19 protein-coding genes and 1 tRNA gene are annotated in these 26,128 nt (G+C 72.7%); 12 read left to right on the forward strand and 8 right to left on the reverse strand.

Annotated elements, in window-relative coordinates; genetic code table 11:
• The first annotated feature begins 62 nt into the window (after positions 1-62).
• Entirely contained in the window at positions 63-905 is an 843-nt protein-coding gene (locus IAG43_RS12605) for a DUF4190 domain-containing protein (RefSeq protein ID WP_187740850.1), read from the forward strand.
• Positions 906-1,087: 182 nt separating this feature from the next.
• Here the strand turns inward: IAG43_RS12605 and IAG43_RS12610 are convergent, their stop codons facing one another.
• The 5 genes from IAG43_RS12610 to IAG43_RS12630 all read right to left on the reverse strand — a co-directional run bounded on the left by IAG43_RS12610 (position 1,088) and on the right by IAG43_RS12630 (position 10,066).
• Positions 1,088-1,840, reverse strand: coding sequence for an N-acetyltransferase (locus tag IAG43_RS12610; protein WP_187740851.1), 753 nt, complete (start codon positions 1,838-1,840; stop codon positions 1,088-1,090).
• A gap of 74 nt (positions 1,841-1,914) precedes the next feature.
• A complete protein-coding gene (locus IAG43_RS12615) occupies positions 1,915-2,667 on the reverse strand; it encodes an HNH endonuclease family protein (RefSeq protein ID WP_187744420.1) in 753 nt (250 codons plus the stop codon).
• Positions 2,668-2,743: 76 nt separating this feature from the next.
• Positions 2,744-6,274, reverse strand: a complete 3,531-nt coding sequence (gene mfd, locus IAG43_RS12620; RefSeq protein WP_187740852.1) for a transcription-repair coupling factor — start codon at positions 6,272-6,274, stop codon at positions 2,744-2,746.
• A 436-nt stretch (positions 6,275-6,710) separates the two neighbouring features.
• Positions 6,711-9,281, reverse strand: a complete 2,571-nt coding sequence (locus IAG43_RS12625) for an ABC transporter permease (protein ID WP_187740853.1) — start codon at positions 9,279-9,281, stop codon at positions 6,711-6,713.
• Positions 9,278-10,066: an ABC transporter ATP-binding protein gene (locus tag IAG43_RS12630; RefSeq protein ID WP_187740854.1), complete on the reverse strand. Its 789-nt coding sequence runs from the start codon at positions 10,064-10,066 to the stop codon at positions 9,278-9,280. The genes IAG43_RS12625 and IAG43_RS12630 overlap by 4 nt, the downstream gene beginning before the upstream one ends.
• 402 nt (positions 10,067-10,468) lie before the next feature.
• Between IAG43_RS12630 and IAG43_RS12635 the strand changes: the two genes are divergently transcribed.
• The 3 genes from IAG43_RS12635 (at position 10,469) to IAG43_RS12645 (ending at position 14,468) form a co-directional block, all read left to right on the forward strand.
• The gene (locus IAG43_RS12635; protein ID WP_187740855.1) at positions 10,469-11,986 is read left to right on the forward strand and encodes an MFS transporter; all 1,518 of its coding nucleotides are present in this window, start codon (positions 10,469-10,471) and stop codon (positions 11,984-11,986) included.
• A gap of 335 nt (positions 11,987-12,321) precedes the next feature.
• Positions 12,322-12,855, forward strand: a complete 534-nt coding sequence (locus IAG43_RS12640; RefSeq protein ID WP_187740856.1) for a DUF485 domain-containing protein — start codon at positions 12,322-12,324, stop codon at positions 12,853-12,855.
• A complete protein-coding gene (locus IAG43_RS12645; protein ID WP_187740857.1) occupies positions 12,852-14,468 on the forward strand; it encodes a sodium/solute symporter in 1,617 nt (538 codons plus the stop codon). The genes IAG43_RS12640 and IAG43_RS12645 overlap by 4 nt, the downstream gene beginning before the upstream one ends.
• A gap of 162 nt (positions 14,469-14,630) precedes the next feature.
• Here IAG43_RS12645 and IAG43_RS12650 read toward each other — a convergent pair whose 3' ends face one another.
• On the reverse strand, positions 14,631-17,087 hold the full coding sequence (locus tag IAG43_RS12650) for an SUKH-4 family immunity protein (RefSeq protein ID WP_187740858.1): 2,457 nt from the start codon (positions 17,085-17,087) through the stop codon (positions 14,631-14,633).
• Positions 17,088-17,094: 7 nt separating this feature from the next.
• A complete protein-coding gene (locus IAG43_RS12655; RefSeq protein ID WP_187740859.1) occupies positions 17,095-18,114 on the reverse strand; it encodes an SMI1/KNR4 family protein in 1,020 nt (339 codons plus the stop codon).
• Between the two features lie 222 nt (positions 18,115-18,336).
• Between IAG43_RS12655 and IAG43_RS12660 the strand changes: the two genes are divergently transcribed.
• Together IAG43_RS12660 and IAG43_RS12665 are read left to right on the forward strand one after the other, a co-directional pair.
• A complete protein-coding gene (locus IAG43_RS12660) occupies positions 18,337-18,843 on the forward strand; it encodes a YwqJ-related putative deaminase (RefSeq protein WP_187740860.1) in 507 nt (168 codons plus the stop codon).
• Between the two features lie 65 nt (positions 18,844-18,908).
• Positions 18,909-19,400 (forward strand): SUKH-3 domain-containing protein, encoded by a 492-nt coding sequence (locus IAG43_RS12665; RefSeq protein WP_187740861.1) that lies wholly within the window; start codon positions 18,909-18,911, stop codon positions 19,398-19,400.
• A 75-nt stretch (positions 19,401-19,475) separates the two neighbouring features.
• Here the strand turns inward: IAG43_RS12665 and IAG43_RS12670 are convergent, their stop codons facing one another.
• Positions 19,476-20,786, reverse strand: coding sequence for a sensor histidine kinase (locus IAG43_RS12670; RefSeq protein WP_187740862.1), 1,311 nt, complete (start codon positions 20,784-20,786; stop codon positions 19,476-19,478).
• Positions 20,787-20,940: 154 nt separating this feature from the next.
• Between IAG43_RS12670 and IAG43_RS12675 the strand changes: the two genes are divergently transcribed.
• The 6 genes from IAG43_RS12675 (at position 20,941) to pth (ending at position 26,127) form a co-directional block, all read left to right on the forward strand.
• On the forward strand, positions 20,941-21,831 hold the full coding sequence (locus IAG43_RS12675; protein WP_187740863.1) for a hypothetical protein: 891 nt from the start codon (positions 20,941-20,943) through the stop codon (positions 21,829-21,831).
• A 7-nt stretch (positions 21,832-21,838) separates the two neighbouring features.
• Positions 21,839-21,910 (forward strand) — tRNA-Gln (locus tag IAG43_RS12680).
• A gap of 118 nt (positions 21,911-22,028) precedes the next feature.
• On the forward strand, positions 22,029-23,477 hold the full coding sequence (glmU, locus tag IAG43_RS12685) for a bifunctional UDP-N-acetylglucosamine diphosphorylase/glucosamine-1-phosphate N-acetyltransferase GlmU (RefSeq protein WP_187740864.1): 1,449 nt from the start codon (positions 22,029-22,031) through the stop codon (positions 23,475-23,477).
• Positions 23,478-23,604: 127 nt separating this feature from the next.
• Positions 23,605-24,582 carry a ribose-phosphate diphosphokinase gene (locus IAG43_RS12690; RefSeq protein WP_187740865.1) on the forward strand — a complete coding sequence of 326 codons (978 nt, stop codon included), beginning with the start codon at positions 23,605-23,607 and terminating at the stop codon, positions 24,580-24,582.
• Positions 24,583-24,839: 257 nt separating this feature from the next.
• Positions 24,840-25,436, forward strand: a complete 597-nt coding sequence (locus IAG43_RS12695) for a 50S ribosomal protein L25/general stress protein Ctc (RefSeq protein WP_187740866.1) — start codon at positions 24,840-24,842, stop codon at positions 25,434-25,436.
• Positions 25,437-25,533: 97 nt separating this feature from the next.
• Positions 25,534-26,127 carry an aminoacyl-tRNA hydrolase gene (pth, locus tag IAG43_RS12700; RefSeq protein ID WP_187740867.1) on the forward strand — a complete coding sequence of 198 codons (594 nt, stop codon included), beginning with the start codon at positions 25,534-25,536 and terminating at the stop codon, positions 26,125-26,127.
• Position 26,128: the final 1 nt, after the last annotated feature.

A 26,128-nucleotide genomic window follows, 5' to 3' on the forward strand; every position in this document is an offset into this window, starting at 1 on the left:
TTGACCCCGCGAAGCACGGATCTTCACGCAGGCTTTACACACTTCACTCGGGGGGAACACCCATGTCTCAGCCCACGCAGTCCCAGTACGGAGCGCCCTACCCGGGCGGGCCCGCCGGCTTCACGCCCCAGGCGCAGCCGCGCAACGGCCTCGGCACCGCCGGTCTGGTGCTCGGCATCATCGGCCTCGTCGTCGCGGTCATCCCGCTGCTCTTCTGGCTCGGCGGCTTCCTGGGCCTGCTCGCCCTGATCTTCGGCCTGATCGGCCTCGGCCGCGCCAAGCGCGCCCAGGCGACCAACAAGGGCATCGCGCTCGCCGGCACCATCCTCGGCGGCGTGGCGATCGCCGCGGGCATCGCGATGGGCGTCGTGACGGTGCTCGCCGTCGACAAGGCGGTCGACGAGATCAACAAGTCCGTGGAGAGCGTGGCCACGGAGGAGGCCAAGAACCAGGAGCCCGCCGACGCCGCGACCGACGCGGCCGCGGACAGCGGCGAGGAGCCCATCGCGCCGGGCGAGGTCCTCGCGGGCGGCGACGAGGTCATCTACGACGACAAGCTCTCGGTGACGGTCTCCGAGCCGAAGGCCTACAAGCCCAGCGAGTTCGCCATCGGCCACACCAGCGGCAACAAGGCCTACCAGGTCACCGTCGTCATCCAGAACGGCGGCACGGAGAAGTTCGACTCCACCCTGGTGACCGCCGAGGCCCGCGCCGGCGAGGACGGTGTCGAGGCCGAGCAGATCTTCGACGACAAGGTCGGCAGCGGCTTCGACGGCACCATCGCCCCGGGCAAGAAGGTCACCGTGACGTACGCCTTCGACGCCCCGGCCGCCGCCAAGAGCCTCATGGTCGAGGTCTCCCCCGGCATCATGCACGACGCCACCCTGTGGGAGCTGAAGCTCTGATCCGACGGGATCCGCACGGATCCCCGCGGATCGCCCAGGTCCGGTGCTTCGCGCACCAGCCGCCCAGGACACCGCCGCCCGGCGGGCGTCCGACGCGGGGCCCCGCCCCGCCCCCCGGGGGGGGGAGTGTGCAGGCCGTCCACACCGGACGGCCTGCACGCGTGTGCCGGGGCGGGCGCCGCTCAGAGGCGGTGGCGCACCCAGACGTTGGGCTCGACGTACACCGCGTAGCCGCGCTCCGCCTCGACGTGCACCGGGACCAGCGCGCCCGGCACGACGGCGGCACCGCTCTCCTCGAAGGGCAGCCCCGTCCAGCGCCGCCACTCCCCGGTCGACCCGCTGACGGTCATCGACGCCGGCGCCACCTTCTCCACCACGCCGCCGGCGCGGACGTGGACCCGCAGCCACGGGTCGTACGGCAGCCCGTCCGACTCCCGGGTGCGGTGGGCGTACTCGTGGATCGGGGTGTGCGGCTCCGCGCTCTTGGCGCTCGGCCGCACCGGGGCGATCACCTCGCTGAACCCGAGCCGCGCCGCGTTGTCCCGCATCGCGGCCAGCATCCGCCCCGATATGCCCTGCCCCTGACGGCCGGTGGCCACCGTGATCTCGACGGCGCTGACGGTGTCCGGTGCGCGGCCGTGCCGCAGGTCGGAGAAGGCCCAGAGCATCACCTGGTCCCAGCCGCGGTCCGGCAGCTCCCGCCGCCCGTCCGCCTCCAGGGCCAGCGGGACGCTGAACGCCCGCGCCACGACCTCGCCCGCCGGGTCGGTGGCCACGAGCACGTACTCGGGCAGCTCGGCGACGATCCGGCCGATGTTGGCCCAGCCGACCGGATCCTGGACGACGAACTCGTCCCAGGTGTCGGGCATCCGCCACATGGCGTCCTTCAGACCGGGGCGCTCGGCGAGGGTGGTGATGGTCAGGTCCTTGTCCATCGGCGCAGGCTAGCCGCCCTTTCGCCGCACCCCGCAACGGTTTTCCGCGCGCGCCGGCACCCGTCTGCCGGGCGTCATCCGCCGCACTGCGCCAGCATGGTCCGCTTGTCCGGGGCGGTCACCGGCATCTCGTACTTCAGCGCCACCTGTGCGAAACGCACCGCGTACGCGCACCGCACGCCCTTCTCGGGCGGCAGCCAGGAGGCGGGCCCCGAGTCCCGCTTGGCGGAGTTGGCCCGGCCCTGGACCGGCAGCAGGTTCAGCGGATCGTTCGCCAGCCGCCGCCGCTTGGCGTCGTCCCACCGCGCGGCACCGAGCTGCCAGGCGTACGACAGCGGGACCACGTGGTCTATCTGCACCTCGGCCGCCTTCGCCTTCTTCCAGGCGATGTCCGTGCCGGTGTACGGGTCGTGCAGCACCATCGAGACGACCACGCAGTCGGACCCGGAGCGGAACTCCACCTCGCTGCCGTGGAGTTTCAGCAGGTCGTTGCGGGTGTCGCAGCCGTTCCGGGCCAGGGCGACCCCGTCCGCCGTGTCCAGCCAGGCGTGCCCGAAGGCGTCGCGCTCGTAACCGGTGCGCGGGCCGCGGCCCTTGACCGTGAGGCGTTCCACCAGCTCGCGCGCCTTGTCGCGGTCGGCACCGGCCGTCACCGCGGCGAGCCCCCGGCCGGTGCCCTCCGGGTTCGCCAGCGGGCTCACCGCGGCCGGGGAACCTCCGCGGGCCGGAGGCACCGACTCGCCACCGGCCCCGCCGGGCCCGCCGACGCCCGTGACGTCGCAGCCGGCGAGCAGGACGACGGCCGTCAGCACGGCCCCGGACGTCATGTGTCGCTTCACGCGGCGTACGGTACCGGCCCCGCGCCACCCACGGGGGCGGCGGGGCGCCGGCGGGGGCCCTCCGTCAGGAGCCGAGCACCGTGGTCAGGAACTCGCCCGTCCAGGCCAGCAGTTCGCGGCCCACCACCGGCTTGCCGCCGATCTTCCCCGCGGTCGGCCGGGGCACCAGGATCTGGTGGACGGCCGGCTTGACCACCGTGCGCGGGTAGAGCCGCTTCAGCCGCAGCTCCTGCGACTCCCGCAGCTCCACGGGCGCGAAGCGGATGTTGGGGCCCTGGAGCACGATCTCGCCGACCCCGCAGGCACGGGCCAGCATCCGCAGCCCCGCGACGAGGAGCAGGTTCTCGACCGGCTCCGGCAGCTTGCCGTAGCGGTCGGTCAGCTCCTCGCGCACCGCCGTGATGTCCTCCTCCGAGGTGGCGGCCGCGATCGACCGGTACGCCTGGAGCCGCAGCCGCTCGCCCGGCGCGTAGTCGTGCGGGACGTGCGCGTCGACCGGGAGCTCGATCTTGACCTCCAGCGGCGGCTCCTCCTCGACGCCGCCCTCCACCGAGGCGCGGTAGTCCGCGACCGCCTCGCCGACCATGCGGACGTACAGGTCGAAACCGACGCCCGCGATGTGACCGGACTGCTCGCCGCCCAGCAGGTTGCCCGCGCCGCGGATCTCCAGGTCCTTCATCGCCACGTACATGCCCGCGCCCATCTCGGTGTGCTGGGCGATGGTGGCCAGCCGCTCGTGGGCGGTCTCGGTCAGCGGCTTCTCCGGCGGGTAGAGGAAGTACGCGTACCCGCGCTCGCGGCCCCGGCCGACCCGGCCGCGCAGCTGGTGCAGCTGGGAGAGGCCGAAGTTGTCGCCGCGCTCCACGATGAGGGTGTTGGCGTTGGAGATGTCGATGCCGGACTCGACGATCGTGGTCGACACCAGCACGTCGAACTTCTTCTCCCAGAAGTCGACCACGACCTGCTCCAGCGCCGACTCCGACATCTGGCCGTGCGCCGTGGCGATCCGCGCCTCGGGGACGATGTCCCGCAGCCGGGCGGCCGCCCGGTCGATCGACTCCACCCGGTTGTGGATGTAGAACACCTGGCCCTCGCGGAGCAGTTCACGCCGGAGCGCGGCGCCGATCTGCTTCTCCTCGTACGGGCCGACGAAGGTGAGCACCGGATGGCGCTCCTCCGGCGGGGTGGTGATCGTGGACATCTCGCGGATGCCCGTGACCGCCATCTCCAGGGTCCGCGGGATGGGCGTGGCCGACATCGTCAGCACGTCGACGTTGGCCCGCAGCTTCTTGAGCTGCTCCTTGTGCTCGACACCGAAGCGCTGCTCCTCGTCGACGATGACCAGGCCCAGGTCCTTGAACTTCGTCTCCGACGAGAACAGCCGGTGGGTGCCGATGACGATGTCGACGGACCCGTCCCGCAGACCGTCCAGCGTGGCCCTGGCCTCGGTGTCCGACTGGAAGCGCGACAGCGCCCGGGTGACGACGGGGAACTGCGAGTACCGCTCGGTGAAGGTCCCGAAGTGCTGCTGCACCAGCAGCGTGGTGGGGACGAGGACGGCGACCTGCTTGCCGTCCTGGACCGCCTTGAACGCGGCGCGGACCGCGATCTCGGTCTTGCCGTAGCCGACGTCGCCGCAGATCAGGCGGTCCATCGGGACCGTCTTCTCCATGTCCTCCTTGACCTCGGCGATCGTGGAGAGCTGGTCGGGGGTCTCCGCGTACGGGAAGGCGTCCTCCAGCTCGCGCTGCCAGGGGGTGTCGGGGCCGAAGGCGTGGCCGGGGGCTGCCATCCGGGCCGAGTAGAGCTTGATCAGGTCGGCCGCGATCTCCTTGACCGCCTTCTTCGCCCGCGCCTTGGTCTTCGTCCAGTCCGCGCCGCCGAGGCGGTGCAGCGTCGGCGCCTCGCCGCCCACGTACTTGGTGACCTGTTCGAGCTGGTCGGTCGGGATGTAGAGCCGGTCGCCGGGCTGGCCGCGCTTGGCCGGCGCGTACTCCACCAGCAGGTACTCGCGGGTCGCGCCCTGCACCGTCCGCTGGACCATCTCGATGTAGCGGCCGACGCCGTGCTGCTCGTGGACGATGTAGTCGCCGGCCTCCAGGGTCAGCGGGTCGATCGTCTTGCGGCGCCGGGTCGGCATCCGCTGCCCGTCCTTGCCGGCCGCCTTCTGCCCCGACAGGTCGGTCTCGGTGAGCACCGCCAGCCGCAGCGCCGGGTCGACGAAGCCGAAGTCGATCGATCCGCAGGCCACGTGGACGACGGACGGGGAGATGTCGGCGAGGTCCGCGTCGAGCCGGGCGGCGATGCCCTCCCCGCCGAGCACCTCGACCGTGCGCGAGGCGGGTCCGTGGGCCTCCGTGACGAACACCGTGCGCCAGCCGTCGGCCAGCCAGCCCTTGGTGTCGGCGAGCGCCCGCGCCGTGTCGCCGCGGTACGACTCGGGGGCGTGCATGCCGAGCTTCACCGTCTCCTCGGACAGCTCCTCGTCGGCGGCGAAGGGCGAGACGGACCACCACATCATGCCGATCTCGCGCGCGCGGTCGCGCACGTCGGCGATGCCCCGCAGGGAGGCCGCGCCGACGTCGATCGGCGCCTCGCCGCCGCCGGCGGTCGCCGCCCAGGACGCCTGGAGGAACTCCTGGCTGGTGGCCACGAGGTCGGCGGCCCTGGTCCGCACCCGCTCCGGGTCGCAGACCACCGCCATGGAACCTTCGGGCAGCACGTCGAGCAGCAGCTCCATGTCGTCGACGAGCACGGGCGCGAGGGACTCCATGCCCTCGACGGCGATGCCCTCGGCGATCTTGCCCAGCAACTCGCCGAGCTCGGGGTGCTCCTCGGCGAGCCGGGCCGCCCGCTCCCGCACCTCGTCCGTGAGCAGCAGCTCCCGGCAGGGGGGCGCCCACAGGCCGTGCTCGGCGACCTCCAGGGAGCGCTGGTCGGCGACCTTGAAGTAGCGGATCTCCTCGACGTCGTCGCCCCAGAACTCCACCCGCAGCGGGTGCTCCTCGGTGGGCGGGAAGACGTCGAGGATGCCGCCGCGCACCGCGAACTCGCCGCGCTTCTCGACGAGTTCGACCCGGGAGTACGCCGCGGCCGCGAGGCCCGCCACGATCTCCTCCAGGTCCGCCTGCTGCCCGGTGCGCAGCGCCACCGGCTCCAGGTCGCCGAGCCCCTTGACCTGGGGCTGGAGCACGGAGCGCACGGGGGCGACGACCACGCTCACGGGACCCGCGGCCGGGTCGTCGGCCGAGGGGTGCGCGAGCCGGCGCAGCACGGCGAGCCGGCGTCCCACGGTGTCGGAGCGGGGCGAGAGCCGCTCGTGGGGCAGGGTCTCCCAGGACGGGTACTCGGCCACCCCTTCGCCGGGCAGCAGTGAGCGGAGCGCGGCGGCCAGGTCCTCGGCCTCGCGGCCGGTGGCGGTGACGGCGAGCACCGTGCGGCCGGTCTCACGGGCGAGGGCGGCGACGGCGAACGGCCGGGCGGCGGGCGGGCCCACCAGATCGACATGACCGCGGTGGCCGTCCGCGGCCGCCTTGACCGCTTCGGCGAGCGCCGGATCGCGCACGACGGCGTCGAGAAGACCGTGAAGGCTCATGAGGGCATCCATCCGGGAGCAGCTGGGGGGTGGGCAACGCGAAGGACCCGACACGTCGCACGGGCCGGGGGTCTCCAGCCTACGTCGGCGCCCTGACAGCCGCGCCCCGGTCCCGCTCCCCGGGCGCGGCTCGCGGCGGGCGCGGGGAGCGGCAGCGGGGCAGGTGGGGCGCGCGTGGCGGGTGAGGCGGGGAGGGCGGGTGGGGGTCGATGGGGTCGGCGCGCGGGCGGGGCGCGCGTGGCGGACCGGCGCACGGCCCGGACGGCGTGAGACCGCCCCGCCCCGGACGGCGCACGGCCCCCGGGCGCCTCTGTCGGGGCGCCCGGGGGCCGTGTGCGCGCCGGCGGCGGGGCCGGACCCCCGTACCGGGTCCGCCGCCGGCGGTCGTGCCGCCGGTCCGCGGCGGTCGCGTGCGGACCGCCGCGCAGGGCCGTGCTCAGTCCGTGGCGATCGCGTTCAGGACGTTCATCCGGCCGGCCCGGAACGCCGGCACCAGGGCCGCGAAGAGTCCGACGAACGCCGACCCGACGAACACGGTGAGGATCGTCGGCCAGGGGATCTCCAGGACGCCCAGGCCCTCCAGGGCGAGCAGCTTCTGCGCCGAGGTGCCCCAGCCCATGCCGAGCCCGAGGCCGAGCAGGGCGCCGAAGAGGGCGATGACGACGGACTCCAGCCGGATCATGCGGCGCAGCTGGCGTCGCGACAGGCCGATCGCCCGCATCAGGCCGATCTCCCTGGTCCGCTCGACGACGGACAGGGCGAGGGTGTTCACCACGCCGAGGACGGCGACGATGATCGCGAGCGCCAGCAGGCCGTAGACGATGTTCAGGAGCTGCCCGATCTGGTCCTTCAGGTCCTCCTTGAAGTCGGTCTGGTTCTGCACGCTGTACTGCGGGTAGCCGGCCAGCGACTTCTTCAGCGCGGTGTACGCCTCCTTCTCCTGGCCGTCGGCCGCCTTGGCGAACATGATCATGTTCTGCGGCATCCTGTCGGCCGGGATGTAGCGGGCGGCGGTCGTGATGTTCATGTACATCGCGCCCTTGTCGATGCTCACCTCGTCCGAGGTGATGGCGGCGACCTTCAGACCGGCCGTCCTCCCGCCCGCGAAGGCGACCTCGATGGTGTCGCCGACCTTCACCCCGTGCCGCTCGGCGTAGCCGTCGCCGACGGACATCGCGTCCTCGCCGTAGGCGGCGGCGAGCTCGCCGGAGACGGTCTCGCGGCGCAGGTCCTCGGCGTACGTCGGGTCGGCGGCGACCAGCTGCTCGTCCTCGGTGACGCCGTCGGGCGCGGTGATCTTCGCGTCGACGCCCTTGTACTCGGTGACGTGGTCCAGGCCCGGTGTGCGCTCCAGGGCCTGCTGGGCCTGGGGCACGATCGGCCCCATGGTGGTGGACTGCACGATGAAGTCCGCTCCCACCGACTTGTCCAGCTCCTCGGTCGCGGAGGCGACCATCGAGGAGCCGACCACGGAGAGGCAGGCCACCAGGGCGAGGCCGATCATCAGGGCGGCGCCGGTAGCGCCGGTGCGGCGCGGGTTGCGGAGCGCGTTGCGCTCGGCCATCCGCCCGACCGGGCCGAAGATCCGCAGCACCACGGCGCTGATGGCGCGGACCACCACACCGGCGAGCAGCGGGCCGACGACGACGAAGCCGATCAGCGAGAGCACCACGCCGAGGCCGAGGTACATCGACCCCTCGGCCGCCTTCGCCGCCCGGGTGGCGGCGAACAGCGCGGCCGCTCCGGCGGCGGTGAGCACCAGGCCGATGCCGCCGCGGATCCATCCCGCCTTCCCGTCGGCCGGCATGCCGGAGTCGCGCAGGGCCGCCATCGGCGACACCTTGCCCGCCCTGCGGGCCGGGACGTACGCGGCGAGGACGGTGACGAAGACGCCGAGCACCAGGCCCACGACCGGCGTCGTCCACTTCACGGTGAGGTCGTCGGTGGAGAGGTTCATGCCGACCGCGGACATCATCTCCATCAGTCCGACGGCCAGTCCCACTCCGGCGCCGACACCGGCGACCGATCCGACCAGGCCGAGCAGGAGCGCCTCGATGAGCACGGAGCGGTTGACCTGGCGGCGGCTCGACCCGATGGCGCGCATCAGGCCGATCTCCCGGGTGCGCTGGGCGACCAGCATGGAGAAGGTGTTGACGATGAGGAAGATGCCGACGAGGAAGGCGATGCCGGCGAAGCCGAGCATGGCGTACTTCATCACGTCGAGGAAGGAGCCGACCTCCTCGCGGCCGGCGTCCGCGGCCTCCTTCGCGGTCTGGAGCTGGTACGGCTGCGACAGGGCCGAGGCGATGTCCCGCTTCAGCTCGTCGTCGCCGACCCCCGCGTCGGCGGCGACCAGGACCTGGGTGAACACGCCTTCCTCGCCGAGGAGTCCGCGCTGGGCGGTGGCGGTGTCGAAGTAGACGACCGCGGCACCGGGGTTGGTGACCGTGAACGCGGCGATGCCGGAGATGCGCGCCGTCAGGTCGCCGGTGACGGCGATGGTGCGCAGTTCGTCGCCGAGCTTCAGGCCGTGCTTGTCGGCGGTGTCGGCGTCGACCATCACCTCGGTGGGGCCGCGCGGGGCGTGGCCTGAGGTGATCTTCATCGACTTGAGGTCGTTGGCGGTCCAGTTGGAGGCGATCGTCGGGGCGCCGGTGGTGGACCCCATGTTCTCGTTCTCGGAGTTCACGACGGTGACGCTGATGCTGACGACGGCGCCCTCGGCCGACTTCACGCCGTCGACCGCGGCGATCTCGTCGACGAGGGCGGCGGGCAGCGACTCGGGCCGGCCGTTGGCCGGCATGTCGTCCACCTCGGTGTCCTCGGGGCTGACGGTGACGTCGGCGGAGGAGGTGGCGAAGAGCTTGTCGAAGGTGGTGTTCATCGTGTCGGTGAACACCAGAGTGCCCGAGACGAAGGCGACGGACAGCAGCACGGCCACCGCCGACAGGGCCATCCGGCCCTTGTGCGCGAAGAAGTTGCGCAGGGAGGACTTGAGCACGGTCATGACGTACGCCCCCGGGCGTCGAAGTCCTTCATGCGGTCGAGGACGGCCTCGGCGGTCGGCCGGAGCATCTCGTCGACGATGCGGCCGTCGGCGAGGTAGAGCACCCGGTCCGCGTAGGAGGCGGCGACCGGGTCGTGGGTGACCATGACGATGGTCTGGCCCAGCTCGTCGACGGAGCGGCGCAGGAAGCCGAGCACCTCGGCCCCGGCGCGGGAGTCCAGGTTGCCGGTCGGCTCGTCGCCGAAGATGATCTCCGGCCGGGCGGCGAGGGCGCGGGCCACCGCCACGCGCTGCTGCTGACCGCCGGAGAGCTGTGTCGGCCGGTGCTTCAGGCGGTCGGTGAGGCCGACCGTCTCCACGACCCGGTTCAGCCAGGCCGCGTCCGGTCTGCGGCCGGCGATGTCCATGGGGAGCGTGATGTTCTCCAGGGCGTTGAGCGTCGGCAGCAGGTTGAACGCCTGGAAGATGAAGCCGATGCGGTCCCTGCGGAGCTGGGTCAGCTTCTTGTCCTTGAGGCCGGTGATCTCCGTCTCGTCGATGAAGATCTGGCCCGAGGTGACGGTGTCGAGGCCGGCCAGGCAGTGCATCAGCGTCGACTTGCCGGAGCCGGACGGCCCCATGATCGCGGTGAAGCGGCCGCGGTCGATGTCCACGTCGACGTGGTCGAGCGCGACGACCCGGGTCTCGCCGGAGCCGTAGGCCTTCACGACCTGCCGTCCCCGTGCGGCCACGGCCTGACGCCCTCCGGTTTCCCCGTGTGCGGGGGTGGTCACAGCCGTAGTCACGGTAGGTCTCCTCGTTCTTCGGTTGGCTGACGGTCCGTCGGATGCGGGGCGGGGGCGCCGCCGCGGTCACGCGTCGAGTCTTCCGGCCTGCGGCGCCCGGCGCGCTGGTGCGCGGCACCGTCTTGGTGCGGGGGTTTACCCCACCCCCGGTGGTGGTGCCCGGCCCGGGCGGCGGCCGTAAGAACAAGGTAAGGACGGGGCGGGGCCCTTCTCGTCGTCCGCCCGGACGAACGAACCCTGGTCACAGATGAGGAGTTGCCCCTAGGGGCTGTCCGCCTGTGGGGGGAGGGCCACTACGCCGTGAGTGCACCCTCCCGCAGCGTGAGCCTCAAGTGAGAGGGTGTCCCCCGGAAATAGGTGCATCGGGAAACAGATGCATCGGGAAACGATCCGGGGGGCGTCATGGGAAGCACCGGCCGCACACACGAGTCCTCCGGCACGGCGGCGGCCCCGGCACGCCCCGCCGGGCGGCGGCCCGTGGTCGCCGCGCTGATGCTCGGGATGGGCCTGGCGGCACTCGACGGGACCGTGGTGTCGACCGCCGTACCCCAGATCGTCGGCGACCTGGGCGGCTTCGCCGTCTTCTCCTGGCTGTTCTCGGGCTACCTGCTGGCGGTGACCGTCACCCTGCCCGTGTACGGGAAACTGTCGGACACCTACGGACGCAAGCCCGTCCTCGTCGCCGGGATCGTGCTCTTCCTCGTCGGCTCGCTGCTGTGCGCCTTCGCCTGGAACATGGCCTCGCTCATCGCCTTCCGCGTGGTCCAGGGGCTGGGCGGCGGCGCGCTCCAGGGCACGGTCCAGACGATCGCCGCCGACCTCTACCCGCTCAAGGAGCGCCCCCGCATACAGGCCCGGCTCTCCACGGTCTGGGCGACGTCGGCGGTCGCGGGCCCGGCGGTGGGCGGCCTGCTCGCGGCCTACGCGGACTGGCGGTGGATCTTCCTGATCAACCTGCCGGTCGGCGCCGTCGCCCTCTGGCTCGTCGTCAAACACTTCACGGAGCCGTCCCGGCCCCGGCCGGAGGTCCGCGCCCGGCTGGACTGGCCCGGCGCGCTGCTCGTCTTCATGGCCACCGCCCTGCTGCTGACGGCGCTCGTGCAGGGCGGCATCGCGTGGCCCTGGGGCTCGGCCCCCTCCCTGGCACTGCTCGGCGGCAGCGCCGTCCTGATCGCCGCGACCGTCTTCGTCGAACGCCGGGCCGCGGAACCGATCATTCCCGGCTGGGTGTGGCGCCGCCGGACCATCGCCGCGGTCAACCTGGCCCTCGGCGCGCTCGGCCTGCTGATGGTCGCGCCGACCGTCTTCCTCCCCACGTACGCCCAGTCGGTCCTCGGACTCGGCCCCGTCGCCGCCGGGTTCGTGCTGTCGGTGATGACGCTGAGCTGGCCGGTCAGCGCCGCCCTGTCGCAGCACGTCTACAACCGCATCGGCTTCCGGTGGACGGCCGTCATCGGGATCGGCTGCGCGCTGCTGATCCTGGCGGCCTTCCCGCTGCTGCCCTATCCGGGCGCGGCGTGGCAGCCCGCCCTGCTGATGCTGCTGCTCGGCGCGGCGCTCGGCCTGTTCCAGCTGCCGCTCATCGTGGGCGTGCAGTCCACGGTCGGCTGGTCGGAACGGGGCACGACGACGGCGTCGGTGCTCTTCTGCCGCCAGGTCGGCCAGTCGCTGGGCGCGGCGCTGTTCGGCGCCGTCGCCAACGCGGTCCTGGTCTCCCGGCTCGGCGGCGGCGACCTCGACTCGGTCGCCCGCACCCTGGACGGACCCGGCGGGACCGCGGGCGCCGACACCCTGCGCCGCGCGGTGGACGCCGCCGTGGACCACGTCTACGCGGGCGCGGCGGCGGCGGCCGGACTGGCGCTGCTGGTCCTGCTGTTCGTCGCGCCGAAACGCTTCCCGGTCCGCACGGACGGGGACTGAGCGCACGTTCAAGCGCCGACCCCCGGGGCGGTGGGGCGGGGCAGCGCCCCGGCGACGGGACCGGGCCCGCGGCGAGGCGGCCCTCGCGCGGCTCGGCCGCGCCCCTCGCACCCCGTCCCGCCTGCGACGACGGCGCGGCGGAGCGTGACGGCGAGGGACACAACCGGACGGGCCGCGCGAAGCGGTCCGCGTGGGACCGCTCCCGCACAGGATCGTCACCGAACCGACATACCGTACGGTCGGTAACCCCTTACGACATCCGCTACCGGTAAGTAACGTACGCGGACCACCAGCGCCACCCGCCCCGTCCCCGATGGGCGGCAAGGAGCAGCACGATGTCGTACCACCACGCGTTCCCCGAACCGCCCCCTCCCCCGCGCCCCCGGCCGGACGGCCGCCACCGGCAGCCCGGCGCCACCGCCCACCGGGACCGGTACGGGCAGCAGCACTGGGGAGCACCGTCCTACGCCGACGACCCCGCCCACGGATGGGACGACGACGCCCACCGGCCAGACCCCGCGCCCGCCGCACCGGCCGCCGACGACGACCGGCGGGAGATCCGCCGCCTCGGCAGCGCCTACCGCCGCCTGCGCCGCGTCGCCACCCTCACCGCGCTCGGCTACTTCGTGCTCTACCTCCTGCTGTCCGGCTACGCACCGGACCTGATGACCGGCCGGATCAGCGGCGGTCTGACCACCGGCGTCCTCCTCGGCCTGATCCAGCTGCCCGTCGCCCTCGCCGCCATCGCCGTCTACGAGCGCATCGCCCGCCGCCGCGTCGACCCGCTCGCCGCGGCCGTCCGCGACCGGGCCGAGGCCACCGCGGCCGCCCGCGCCTCCCGCCGGCCGACGGGAGGCGCCCGCGCATGAACGGCTTCAGCTCCGACGCCCAGACCATGTCGCTGATCGCGTTCATCGCGGTCATCACCGTCACGCTCCTGCTCTGCGTGATGACCGGCCCCGACCGCGACGACCTCGGCGAGTTCTACACCGGCTACCGCTCGCTCTCCCCCGTGCAGAGCGGACTCGCCATCGCCGGCGACTACATCTCCGCCGGCACCGTGCTCGGCACCATCGGCATCATCGCCCTGCTCGGCTACGACGGCCTCTCGCTCGCCCTCAGCACCGTGCTCTCCCTCGTCCTGATGATGTTCCTGCTCGCCGAACCCCTGCGGAACGCGGGCCGGTTCACCATGGGCGACGTCCTCACCCGCCGCACCCCCGGTCCCGCCGTGCGGATCACCTCGTCCGCCGTCACCCTCACCGCGCTGCTGCCGCTGGTCGTCTTCCAGCTCGCCGGGGCGGGCGACCTGCTCGCCGTCGTCCTCGGCTTCCACGCCGACGGGTTCAAGACGGGGTCCATCGTCTTCCTCGGCCTGCTGATGATCGCCTACGCCGCCATCGGCGGCATGAAGGGCACCGCGTTCATCCAGATCGTCAAGACCGTCGTGCTGCTCGGCGCCTCCACCGCCGTCGCCGTACTCCTGCTGGAGCGCTTCGACTTCAGCCTCGGCGGCCTGCTCGCGGCCGCCGAGCGGGGCAGCGGCGCCGGTGACGCCTATCTGACCGCCGGGCTCCAGTTCGGCGGCGACCAGATCGACATGATCAGCGCCCAGCTGACCGTCGTCCTCGGCGCCGCCGTCCTGCCCCACATCACCATGCGCATGTTCACCGCCCGCAGCGCACGGGCCGTCCGCCGGTCCATGTCCTGGGCCGTGTCGACCGTCGTCGTGACCTGCCTGCTGCTCGCCGTGATCGGCTTCGGCGCCGCCGCCGTCGTCGGGCACCAGGGCCTCGTCGCGGCCGACCCGCAGGGCAAGAGCGCCTTCCTGATGGTCACCCAGGCCCTGCTCGGCTCCGACCCCGGCCCGCTCGGGTCGCTCCTGTTCACCGGTGTGGCGACCGCCGTCTTCCTCACCCTGCTCGCCTCCGTCGCCGGCATCACCCTGGCCTGCGCCAACAGCCTCGCCCACGACCTCGTCGCCCACGGGCTGCGCAGGGTGCGGCCCAGCCACGCCACGGAGATGGCCGTCGCGCGGGGCGCGGCCGCCGGCGTCGGACTCGTCGCCCTGGCCGTCGCGGCCGGCGCACGGCACCTCAACCTCCAGGCCCTGCTGATGCTCTCCTTCTGCATCGGCGCGTCCGCCGTCGCCCCGGCACTCGTCTACAGCCTCTTCTGGCGCCGCTACTCGCGCACCGGACTGCTGTGGACCCTGATCACCGGCACCGTCTCGGCCCTGGTCCTCATGACCGGCACCGACCTGGTCTCCGGCTCACCGCAGGCCGTCTTCCCCGACGCCGGATTCAACTGGTTCCCGTACACCACGACCGGACTCGTCTCCGTCCCGCTCGGCTTCGCCGCGGGCCTGCTCGGCACCGTGCTCTCCGAACGCCGGGGCGGTACGGGCGCCGAACGCCTGCGGTACGAGGAGGTCGAACCCGTCCTCCTGGCAGGCGCGACCACCGCCGACCGGACGGCCTGACACGGGACCGGGCCGGACGGCACCGCGCGACCAGGGGCCCGGGACCCGGGACCGGACGCGCGCGGGGCGCCCCGCGGGAGACCTTCTCTCCCGCGGGGCGCCCCGCGGCCGCTCCGGCGCCCGCCGCCACGGACGGGCCCGTACCTCAGAGCAGCACGTACCTCAGAGCAGCCCGTCCCACATCTGCTCCAGCAGGACCGACCACCAGCTCTCCGGCGACGACAGCGCCGCCGGGTCGAGCGCGGCGAGCTGGGCCTGGAAGTCGACCGTCCAGCGCCCCGCCTGCTCCGGCGTCAGCCCGTACCGCAGCCGCCACATGCGCCCCAGCAGCGCCATGCAGCGCACGAACTCCGGCAGACCGGTGTTCACGAACTGCGGCGCCACCGGCTGCCCGCCGGGACCGGCCTCCACCGGCACCGCGACGATGTGCGCCGTCCCGTACTGGACGCAGATCGCCCGCCCGAAGTCACTGCCCAGCACCAGGTACGACCCGGCGTCCGCGGCCGGCTGCACCTGCCGCTGCGCCGCCAGCTCCGCGAGCGTCGGCACCACCGGCTGCGCCGGCTGCGCCCAGAAGAACGGGTTGAAGTCACCCGGCAGCCCCGCCCACACCAGGGTCGCCGCCACGATCTCCGGCACACCCTGGCGCGACACGGCCCGCTGGTCGAAACGGCACAGCCCCTGCGGACCGAACGCCCCCAGCAGCTCCTGCGCCACACCCTCCGGCGGCAGCGGCGGCGCGGGCGGCACCTGCGGCAGCGGCGCACGCACCGGCGCAGGCCGCGCGGGACCGTCCGCCACCTGATGCAACTCGCCCTGATGGGCCAGCAGTTGCTGCATCCCCTGCTGACGCGACGCGTGATCGGTCCCGTAGGGGGCGATCGACGTGATCCGCGCCTGCGGGAACGTCTCACGGATCATCCGCGCACAGTACGCACCCGGCAGCTCGCACGACTCCAGCTCCGTGTGCAGCTCCAGCACCTGCTGCGGCGGCACGTTCAGCCCGCGCAGCTCGTGCAGGATCTGCCACTCGGGATGCGGCGTGCCCGGCGCCGAACGGCGGATCAGCTGCGCCTCGGAACCGTCCGGAGCCCGGTACCGCAGCACCGCCTGGTAGCCCGGACCCACCGTCGGCAGCCCGGAGGGCTGCTGCGGATAGCCGTAGGCCGGCGGCTGCCCGGGGTGCGGCGCTTTCGGCACCGGACCGGGGAGACCGGGCGGCTGCGGCGCGTTCGGCACCGGACCGGGAGGACCGGGCGGCTGCGGCGCACCCGGACCCATCTGGGCCGGACCGGCGAGCATCGTCGCCGCGTGGTGCACCCCGCCCGCGCCGGGCGGCGTCGACCCCGGCGGCGGCGTCGACCCCGGCGCGGGCGGCGGACCGGGAGGACCCGGAGGCTGCGGCGCACCCGGACCCATCTGCGACGGATCCGCCAGCATCGTCGCCGCGTGGTTCATCCCCCCGCCCGGCGGCGGCGTGGACCCCGGCGCGGGCGGCGGACCGGGAGGACCCGGAGGACCGGACTGCGGCGTCAGCTGCGTCGGCAGGTACCCGCCCGCCGGCGCACCCGGCGCACCGGGCCCCGAGGCGGGCGGCGGCGTGGCGCCCGGCCGCGCGCCGGGCGTGCCCGGCGCACCCGGCGGCGGCGGAGGCGTCGCCCCGCCCGCGGCGCCCCGCGCCCCGCGCGGCGGCCGCACGGCCTTGCTCGTCGCCGCGTCCGCGATGTCGGCATCGCCCCGGGGCGTGAGACCGGGCGGCGGAGTGGCGTCCGCGGTCGGCGCGTCGGGCGGCGGCGTCCCCCGGCCGAGCGCCGGGGACACCGCCGTGGGCGGCAGCGCACTGCCGCCCGACATCAGCGCCGTCGGCGCGTCGGCACTCACCGACGGCGGCGGCGGCGTGTCCGAGGTCAGCGGCGGAGCGAACACCGTCGCCGGCAGGGGCACCGACGCGTCGCCCCCGTCCCCCGCACTGGTGTCCGTCCAGCCCGTGCCGCCCGACGAACCGGCGGGCACCCCGTCGGACGCCGTCGGCTCGTGGTCGTCGGCACCCGAGTCCGGCCACACCGGCGCGTCACCCGCACCGGAATCCCCCGCCGCGGGCCACGCCCCGGCCGCCGCGCCCGGAGCCGCGGCGGAAGCAGGGGCAGCGCCCGGAGCCGGGGTCGCACCCGGAGCCGCGGCAGCGTCACCCGGAGCACCCCCGGCCGGCTCCCCGGCCAGGGAACGGTCCCGGCGATCGGGAATGCCCAGCCGGTCGGCCGCCTCCTGCAACCACTCCGGCGGACTCAGCAGGAACGACGTCTGATTCAGATCGATACGCTGCGGCGCCTCGCCCGACGCGGGCGCCACGGCCTCGGCCCGCGCCCCGTACTCCTCCTCGTACCGGCGGATCACCTCACCCACCGGCAGCCCCGGCCACAGCGTCGCCTCACCGCTGTCCCGCGCGATCACCAGCCGCTGCTGCCCGCCGTCCGACCGCGCACCGCCCTCGCGGTCCTCCGCCCAGACCACGAACCCCAGCTCGAACTCACGCACCCGCACCTCACGGTGCTGATACGCCGGCACATCGCCGTTCACCCACTCCTCGGCGCGCTCCTGCGCCTGCGCGAACGTCACCATCCGACTCTCACCCCTCGCCCGGTACGGGAACCGGCACGGCGTGCGCGAAACCGCCGTCCACCATCAGATTCGCCACGGTCTCCAGCTCCGGCGGATTGCCCGCCAGCCGCTGCAGGAAGGCGTCGAAGTCCCCGCCGCACGGCAGCAGCAACCGCTCCACCCGGTCCTGGACACTCCAGCCGTCCCGGTCACGGGCGTCGTCGTACGCGCAGAACCACACCGAACCGACGTCCGCACCCCGCACCTTCACCGCCAGGATCCCGCCCTGGGCGAACGCGACACCCAGATAGTCCTTGGTGAGATGGTCACGCAGACACTTGTTCACGTACACCAGGTCGTTGACCGCGGCCTCGTCCCGCACCGTGAAGAACGGCTGGTCCACCAGGATCCCCAGCTCGGCGTCGAGCGCCGCACCCACCGGCGCACACCCGCCCGCCGCCTTCAGGAAGGTCCGGTACGCACCCGGCAACCGGTACCCCAGGTCCTCCTCCACACCCAGCAGCTGCTGCTCCGTGACCGCCACCGCATGACGCGGCAGCCGGAAATGCGGCGGCCGGGTCTCCTGCAGCGGACGCGTGCCCCGCTTCGACTGGTCCACCGGAGCCGTCGCCAGCCCACCGTGATGACGCAGCAGCGCCTTCACCTCGACCGGCACCAGCTCCAGCCGCCTCGTCCCGGGCACGTGGTGCCAGGTCCAGCCGTGCGGAGTCGCCACCGCCGGCACCGTGTCCCACAGAGGATGGCCTTCCGCGTGCAGGGCCGCGTTCGCCGACACGTAGTCGGTCAACCGCAGCTCGTCCACACCGAAACCCTCCGGCGGCTCCGCGATCTCCGCCGCCGCACGCGCGTACGGAGAGAAGTCCGGGAACCCCGAATCGTCCATCCGCACACCCCGCGGATGGCGAGCGGCCCTCACCGGATCCGGAAAGTGCACGAGCTGCCCGGCGTAGGCCGCGTTCGGTGGCGCGGCACCCGCGCCGGCCCCGGGGCCCGTGGCTGCCCCCAGGCCCTGCCGACCTGTCGTCATGGCGTTTTGCCCCCTGTGGCGTCTGGCTGGTTCGACACAGCCTATGCGCTACGGCAAGAGCGGCCCCTGCCACTCCTTTTCCGTAACGAACAGTCACTTTCGAGTGACCCAACGCCCACCTGGCGACACGTTTCAGCGACCCAGCTTCCCCACCCGCCGTCCCATTTGGCAGGCTGTTCCCTCGCATCCTCGGGGGAGTGCACGGAGGGGACCGACAGAACCATGCACACAGCGCAACCAAGTTCGTCACCCGGCACCACCGGCGATCCACGCCTCAGCTGGAGCAGCGACGAGCCCGCACGCCCGCCCACCCTGCTCCACCGCCGCGACGGCATCCTGCCCGCCGTCGCCGCCGCGCTCTCCGTCCGCGGAGAGACCCTGACCGGAACCGCGGGCAAGGGCGACCGCCCACCGCTGCTCCACCCACTCGTCCAGGACTTCCTCGACACCCTCACCAGCGGCCAGCGCGAACGCTTCACCGGCCGCTGCCCCGAAGCCATCCTCATCTCCCGCCACCTCACCGCCACCGAGTCCCAGCGCTCCCGCCGCGCCCAGCGCAAACCGCTCACCCACGGCGAAGCCCGCCGCTCCCTCAAGCACGCCAAACTCACCGCCCGCCGCATCCGCGAGGACGGCGACCCCCTGCACGGCGCCTACGCCCCGCCCTGCCGCTCCTGCACCGCCATGCTCGACCACTTCGGCGTGCGCCCCGTCGACCCCACCGGCTGACGCCCGACCGCCCGCCCCGCAGAACGCCCGGCGAACGCCCGACAGAACGGCTGACCTCCACACCGATGCCCGACCACCTGAGCACCACCCGCTTCCCCGTCGCCGTCGACGCCGCACTCCGCGAAGCCGGCTGGCAACCGGGCCGCTGGGACATCAAGCAGGCCGAGCACTGGGCCGACACCCTCCGCGCCCACGCCTCCCCCGCCGGCCACCGGCACAGCGTCTTCCCCGCCGTCGTCGAAGCCTGGGCCGAATTCGGCGGGCTGACCCTCGTCCCGCCCGGACCCGGCCGCCAGTACACCCCCGCACCGGTCCACTTCGACCCCCTCGCGGGACTCCACCTCGCCCGCACCCTGGCCGACCTCGGCCGCGCCCTGGAGACCGAGGTCTCCCCCCTCGGCACGGAAGGCGACCAGCAGGCCGTCCTCGCCATGGACATCGACGGCCGCGTCTACAGCATCGACCACACCGGTGACTGGTACCTCGGCCCCGACATCGACCACGCCCTGGCCACCCTGGTCACCGGCGTCCAGCCCGCCCGCCTCACCACCGGCTGACCGCCCGGCCGACCACCCCGCAGCCGGGCCCCGGCCCGGCCCCCGCCCCAGACCGCCCGGACCCCGGACCCCGCCTCAGGCCGCCCGCGCCCCGTCCGGCAGCACCGCCGACACCCGGAAACCCCCCGCATCCGTCGCACCGGAGACGAACACCCCGCCCAGCGCCGTCACCCGCTCCCGCATCCCCACCAGCCCGTTCCCCCCGCTCGGCAGCACCGGCGCCGCCGTACCCGCCGCATCCGGCGCCCCGTTCTCCACCTGCATCGCCACCTCGGCCTCACGATGCGCGAGCCGAACCCGCACCTTCGCCCCCGCCGCATGCTTGTGGACGTTGGTCAACGCCTCCTGCACCACCCGGTACGCGGTCTGCTCCACCTCCGGCGCATACCCCCGCGCCTCCCCCTGCACCGAGAACTCCACCACCATCCCCGCCTGCCGCGACTGCCCCACCAACGCCTCGATGTCCGCCAGACACGGCCCGTCCCCCGCCGCAGCCGCCGCGGCCGCCGCCGCCGCACCCACCGCCGCCAACGGCACCGGCTTCACCCGGGGCACCTGCGCCGCCCCGCTCTCCCGCAGCACCCCCAGCATCTCCCGCAGCTCCGTCAGCGCCTGCCGGCCCATGTCCCCCACCAGCGCCGCGTTCTTCACCGCCTTCTGCGGATCCTTGAGCGCCACCGCCTGCAACGCCGCCGCGTGCACCACCATCAGACTCACCCGGTGCGCCACCACGTCGTGCATCTCCCGCGCGATCCGCGTCCGCTCCTCCTGACGCGCCCACTGCGCCCGCTGCTCCGCCCGGTCCGCCAGCAGCGACAACTCCTGCTCCAGACTGTCCGCCCGCTCCCGCAGACTCTCCATCAGCCGGCGCCGCGCCCCTATGTACAGCCCCAGCAGCACCGGCGGAGCCGTCAGCCCCAGCGACAGGAACACCGCCGTCACCGGCTCGTACCAGGCCCCGTAATCCGCCGCCTGCACATCCTGACGGACCCGCACGAACGTCACGATGAACGTCGCCGCCAGCGACATCCCCGCCAGCGTCGCCATGATCCGCCGCGGCACCTCCGACGCCGCCAGCGTGTACAGGCCGACCAGGGCCATCAGATAGCCCATCTCCGCCGGGGTCGTCGCCACCGACACCAGCACCACCGCGATCGGCCACCGCCGCCGCAGCACCAGCACCGACCCCACGGCCAGCCCGAACAGCACCCCGAACGGCACCGGCAGCCCGGCCTGCTCCGCGAAACCGACCCCCTCGGCCGCGCACTCCAGGGCCGACGCCGCCGCCAGCCCCACATCCAGCACGGCGCTGCGCCGCCGCCCCCACCACAGCCACGCCCGGGCGGTCGGGCCCGTGGCGTGCTGCTCTGCCCCCGTTGCGGTCATGCCCTCCAGACTACGGGCGGGCGCTCGGCAATTCCCCGGAGTAAAGGAGCACGCGAGTTGTCCTCGTCCGCCCCGAATGCACCCGAAACACTCGAACTGGTGAATCGCTCAGGAATTCGACCCGGACCCTTTCATTCCGGGTGAGCATCGACCCATGAGCCACCGGCACCAAACCACCCCCGACACCCGCACCGACGACTTCGAGGAACTCCGCACCCAGGCCGTCGCCCTCCGCCGCGAGGGCCTCAGCCTCCGCCAGATCCGCGGCCGCCTCCGCGTCCACAACCACGACCTCCTCCACCGCCTCCTCAAGGGCGAGCCCCCGCCCGCCTGGACCAGGCGCCCCAACGCCAAGGACGACCTCCGCGCCCGCGCCCGCGAACTCCGCCTCGCCGGCCTGACCTACGACCGCATCCAGCTCGAACTCGGCTGCTCCAAGAGCTCCATCTCCCTGTGGGTCCGCGACCTCCCGAAGCCGGAGCGCCGCGAGCCCGCGGAGCAGGCCCGCCTCGCCGCCCGCAAACGCTGGGCACACGAACTGGAGGTCCGCGACCGCGACCGCCGCAGGACCAAGGCCGCCGCCCGCGCGGAGATCGGCGAGCTGACCGACCGGGAGCTCTTCCTCGTGGGGGTGGGGCTGTACTGGGCGGAGGGAGCGAAGGACAAGCCCTACGCCCGCAGGGAGAACGTGATCTTCTGCAACACCGATCCCGGCATGATCACGATGTATCTCGCATGGCTCGATCTGCTCGGGGTGGAGCGCGCACACATGAGGTACCGGGTGATGATCCACGAGACGGCGGATGTCGAAGCAGCCGAGAAGCACTGGGCGGAAGTCGTCGGCGCGGACAGATCCGCCTTCGGGAAAACCACGTTGAAGAAGCACAACCCCAAGACCGTCCGCAAGAATGTCGGGGAGCACTACCGGGGGTGCCTCGTGGTCGGCGTCGTGAAGAGTGCCGAGCTATACCGTCGCATCGAGGGCTGGTGGTGCGGCATAGTAGGGGAGGCTCGGCGGACCGCCTCTGGGGAGACGGACCGCTGACACGCGATCCGCCGTGGTGTAAGTGGCAGCACTGGGTCTTTTGGTGTCCTCAGTCCGGGTTCGAGTCCTGGCGGCGGAGCTTCGGCGACTTATCGGGCGCGGGTCCTGACCTCACGGTCAGGACCCGCGCCCGTTTCCGCTCCGAAACCCCCCGGTATCCTTCGGGTGTCCACCACCCGAAGCCGAAGGGCATTTCCGTGAGCGCCAATCGCCCGGCAGCCGTCGTCGTTCTTGCAGCGGGTGAGGGCACCCGCATGAAGTCGAAGACCCCCAAAGTCCTGCATGAGATCTCCGGGCGTTCGCTCGTGGGACACGTCGTCTCGGCGGCGCGCGAGCTGGAGCCCGAGCAGCTCGTCGTGGTCGTGGGCCACGCCCGCGAGCAGGTGGAGGCCCACCTCGCCGACCGGTACGCCGGGACACGGACCGCCTTCCAGGCGGAGCAGAACGGCACCGGCCACGCCGTGCGCATGGGCCTGGAGGAGCTGGGCGGGGCGCCGGCCGGCACGGTGATCGTGGTCTGCGGCGACACCCCGCTGCTGACGGGGGCGACGCTCGCCGCGCTCGCCGCCACCCACGGGGCCGACGGCAACGCGGTGACGGTGCTGACGGCCGAGGTCCCGGACTCCACGGGTTACGGGCGGATCGTGCGCGACGCCGCCACCGGCGCGGTGACGGCGATCGTCGAGCACAAGGACGCGTCGGACGAGCAGCGGGCGATCCGGGAGATCAACTCGGGTGTGTTCGCGTTCGACGGTGCGCTGCTCGGCGATGCGCTGAAGCAGGTGCGGACGGACAACAGCCAGGGCGAGGAGTATCTGACGGACGTGCTCGGGATCCTGCGCGAGGCGGGTCACCGGGTGGGTGCGTCGGTGGCCGGGGATCACCGGGAGATCCTGGGCATCAACAACCGTCTTCAGCTCTCCGAGGCGCGGCGGCTGCTGAATCAGCGGCTGCTGGAGCAGGCGATGCTGTCGGGCGTGACGGTGGTGGACCCGGCATCGGTCGTCGTGGACGTGACCGTGACGTTCGAGCCGGACGCGGTGGTGCATCCGGGGACGCAGCTGCTGGGTGCGACGCATGTCGGCGAGGGTGCCGAGGTCGGTCCGAACACGCGGCTGACGGACACGGTGGTCGGTGCGGGCGCGCGGGTGGACAACACGGTGGCGTACTCGTCCGAGGTGGGTGAGGGCGCGTCGGTGGGTCCGTTCGCGTATCTGCGTCCGGGGACGCGGCTGGGTGCCAAGGGCAAGATCGGCACGTATGTCGAGACGAAGAACGCCGTGATCGGTGAGGGTACGAAGGTGCCGCATCTGTCGTATGTGGGCGATGCGACGATCGGCGACTACTCGAACATCGGCGCGGCGAGCGTGTTCGTGAACTATGACGGCGAGAAGAAGCACCACACGACGATCGGGTCGCACTGCCGTACGGGTTCGGACAACATGTTTGTGGCTCCTGTCACTGTCGGGGACGGTGCCTACACCGCCGCCGGGTCCGTGATCACGAAGGACGTGCCGGCCGGCTCACTGGCCGTCGCCCGGGGCCAGCAGCGGAATATCGAGGGTTGGGTGGCGCGCAAGCGGCCCGGCAGCGCGGCTGCGCAGGCTGCCGCGGCGGCGACCGAGGACAACGTCGGCGAGAACTGACCGGAAACAGGTGCGTCGAACTCGGCGTACCGTGATACGTGCACACAAATTCGGCTGGCTCGCGTCCGGGGTTCCCAGGTCTCCTGGGACCGTGGCGGCCAGAGAACACGTCTGAGGAGACAGTGCTGTGACCGGGATCAAGACGACCGGCGAGAAGAAGATGATGCTCTTCTCCGGCCGCGCCCACCCCGAGCTTGCCGAGGAGGTCGCGCACCAGCTGGGTGTCGGCCTCGTCCCGACGAAGGCATTCGATTTCGCCAACGGTGAGATCTACGTCCGCTTCCAGGAGTCGGCGCGTGGCGCGGACTGCTTCCTGATGCAGAGCCACACGGCTCCCATCAACAAGTGGATCATGGAGCAGCTGATCATGATCGATGCTCTGAAGCGGGCCTCGGCCCGGAGCATCACCGTGATCATCCCGTCGTACGGCTACGCCCGGCAGGACAAGAAGCACCGCGGCCGCGAGCCGATCTCGGCCCGGCTGATCGCCGATCTGCTGAAGACGGCGGGTGCGCACCGCATCCTGACGGTGGACCTCCACACGGACCAGATCCAGGGCTTCTTCGACGGCCCGGTGGACCACCTGTCCGCGCTGCCGGTGCTGGCGGACTACGTGGGCGCGAAGGTGGACCGGGACAAGCTCACGATCGTGTCCCCCGACGCGGGCCGGGTGCGGGTGGCGGACCGCTGGTGCGACCGTCTGGACGCGCCGCTGGCGATCGTGCACAAGCGCCGTGACAAGGACGTCGCCAACCAGGTGACGGTCCACGAGGTCGTCGGTGAGGTCGAGGGCCGGGTGTGTGTGCTGGTGGACGACATGATCGACACCGGTGGCACGATCTGCGCCGCGGCGGACGCGCTGTTCGCCAATGGTGCGGAGGACGTCATCGTGACGGCCACGCACGGCATCCTGTCGGGTCCGGCCGCCGACCGGCTGAAGAACTCGAAGGTGAGCGAGTTCGTGCTGACGAACACGCTGCCGACGCCGGGTGAGCTGGAGCTGGACAAGATCAAGGTGCTGTCGATGGCGCCGACGATCGCGCGTGCGGTGCGCGAGGTGTTCGAGGACGGTTCGGTGACGAGCCTCTTCGAGGAGGACAAGTAGGCGGCGCCGTACCGTCTTCGCGAGGGCCGTCCCGCCGTGTGCGGGGCGGCCCTCGCGCGTGCGGCGGACCGGGGCGGCCGTGGGGGTGCGGTGATCCATTTGGGGCCCGGGGGGCCGCCGCGTAGACTGTCGAAGTTGCTCGGCGAGGGAGGCCGCACCGGTGGTGCGGCGGTCCGTTATCGACGCGCTCTTCGTAGCAGGCCAGTCGTGGCCGGGTGACCGCCACCGTTCGTTTTTTCTGCTTACGAGGAGTGCACATGTCCGAGGTGAAGCTCGCCGCGTCGGTCCGTACCGAGTTCGGCAAGGGTGCTGCCCGCCGTGTCCGCCGCGAGGACAAGGTTCCCGGCGTTCTCTACGGTCACGGCACCGCGCCGGTCCACGTCACGCTGCCGGGTCACGAGCTGCTGCTGGCGCTGCGTACCCCGAACGTCCTGCTGTCGCTGGACATCGAGGGCACGAACGAGCTCGCGATCCCGAAGGCCGTGCAGCGCGACCCGCTGAAGGGCTTCATCGAGCACGTCGACCTGCTGCTGGTCAAGCGCGGCGAGAAGGTCAGCGTCGAGATCCCGGTCCTGACCGAGGGCGACCTGGCCCCCGGCGCGTTCCTGGTCGAGCACGTGCTGAACGCGCTGCCGGTCGAGGCCGAGGCCACCCACATCCCCGAGTCCGTCACGGTCTCCGTCGAGGGCCTGTCCGCCGGTGACTCCGTCCTGGCCAAGGACGTCAAGCTGCCCAAGGGCACCACGCTGACCGTCGAGGACGACGCCGTCGTCATCCAGGTGCTGGCCGCGCAGGCCGAGGAGCCGGCCGCCGAGGGCACCGAGGGCGAGGGCGAAGAGGCCGCCGAGGCCTGAGCCGTAAGCTCTGCTCAAGGCTTTTCACGGGGTGGCGGGCTGCGGCCCGCCACCCCGTTTCTTCTGTTCGGGCCGGTGACGAGGAGAGTCGGCGCAGATGTCGGACGTGAACGCCCCCTGGCTGATCGTGGGTCTCGGCAACCCCGGGCCGGGTTACGCGGGCAACCGCCACAACATCGGTTTCATGGTGGCCGATCTGCTGGCCGAGCGGATCGGCGGTTCCTTCAAGCGTGCCCAGAAGGCGCAGGCGCAGGTGCTGGAGGGCCGGATCGGGCCGCCCGGTCCGATGAGCCGCCGGGTGGTGCTGGCGAAGCCGATGTCGTACATGAACCTCTCGGGAGGTCCGGTGACGGCGCTGCGGGACTTCTACAAGGTGCCGACGGCGAACATCGTGGCGGTCCACGACGAACTGGACATCGACTACGGCACGTTGCGGCTGAAGCTGGGCGGCGGGGACAACGGGCACAACGGGCTGAAGTCGATGACGAAGGCGATGGGCCCGGAGTACCACCGGGTGCGGTGCGGCATCGGCCGCCCGCCGGGGCGGATGCAGGTGGCGGACTTCGTGCTGAAGGACTTCTCGTCGGCGGAGCGCAAGGAGCTGGACTGGTTCGTGGACCGGTCGGCGGACGCGGTGGAGTGCCTGGTGATCGACGGGCTGGAGCGGGCGCAGGGGACGTACAACTCCTGAC

Source organism: Streptomyces genisteinicus (genome assembly GCF_014489615.1).
GTDB lineage: Bacteria > Actinomycetota > Actinomycetes > Streptomycetales > Streptomycetaceae > Streptomyces > Streptomyces genisteinicus.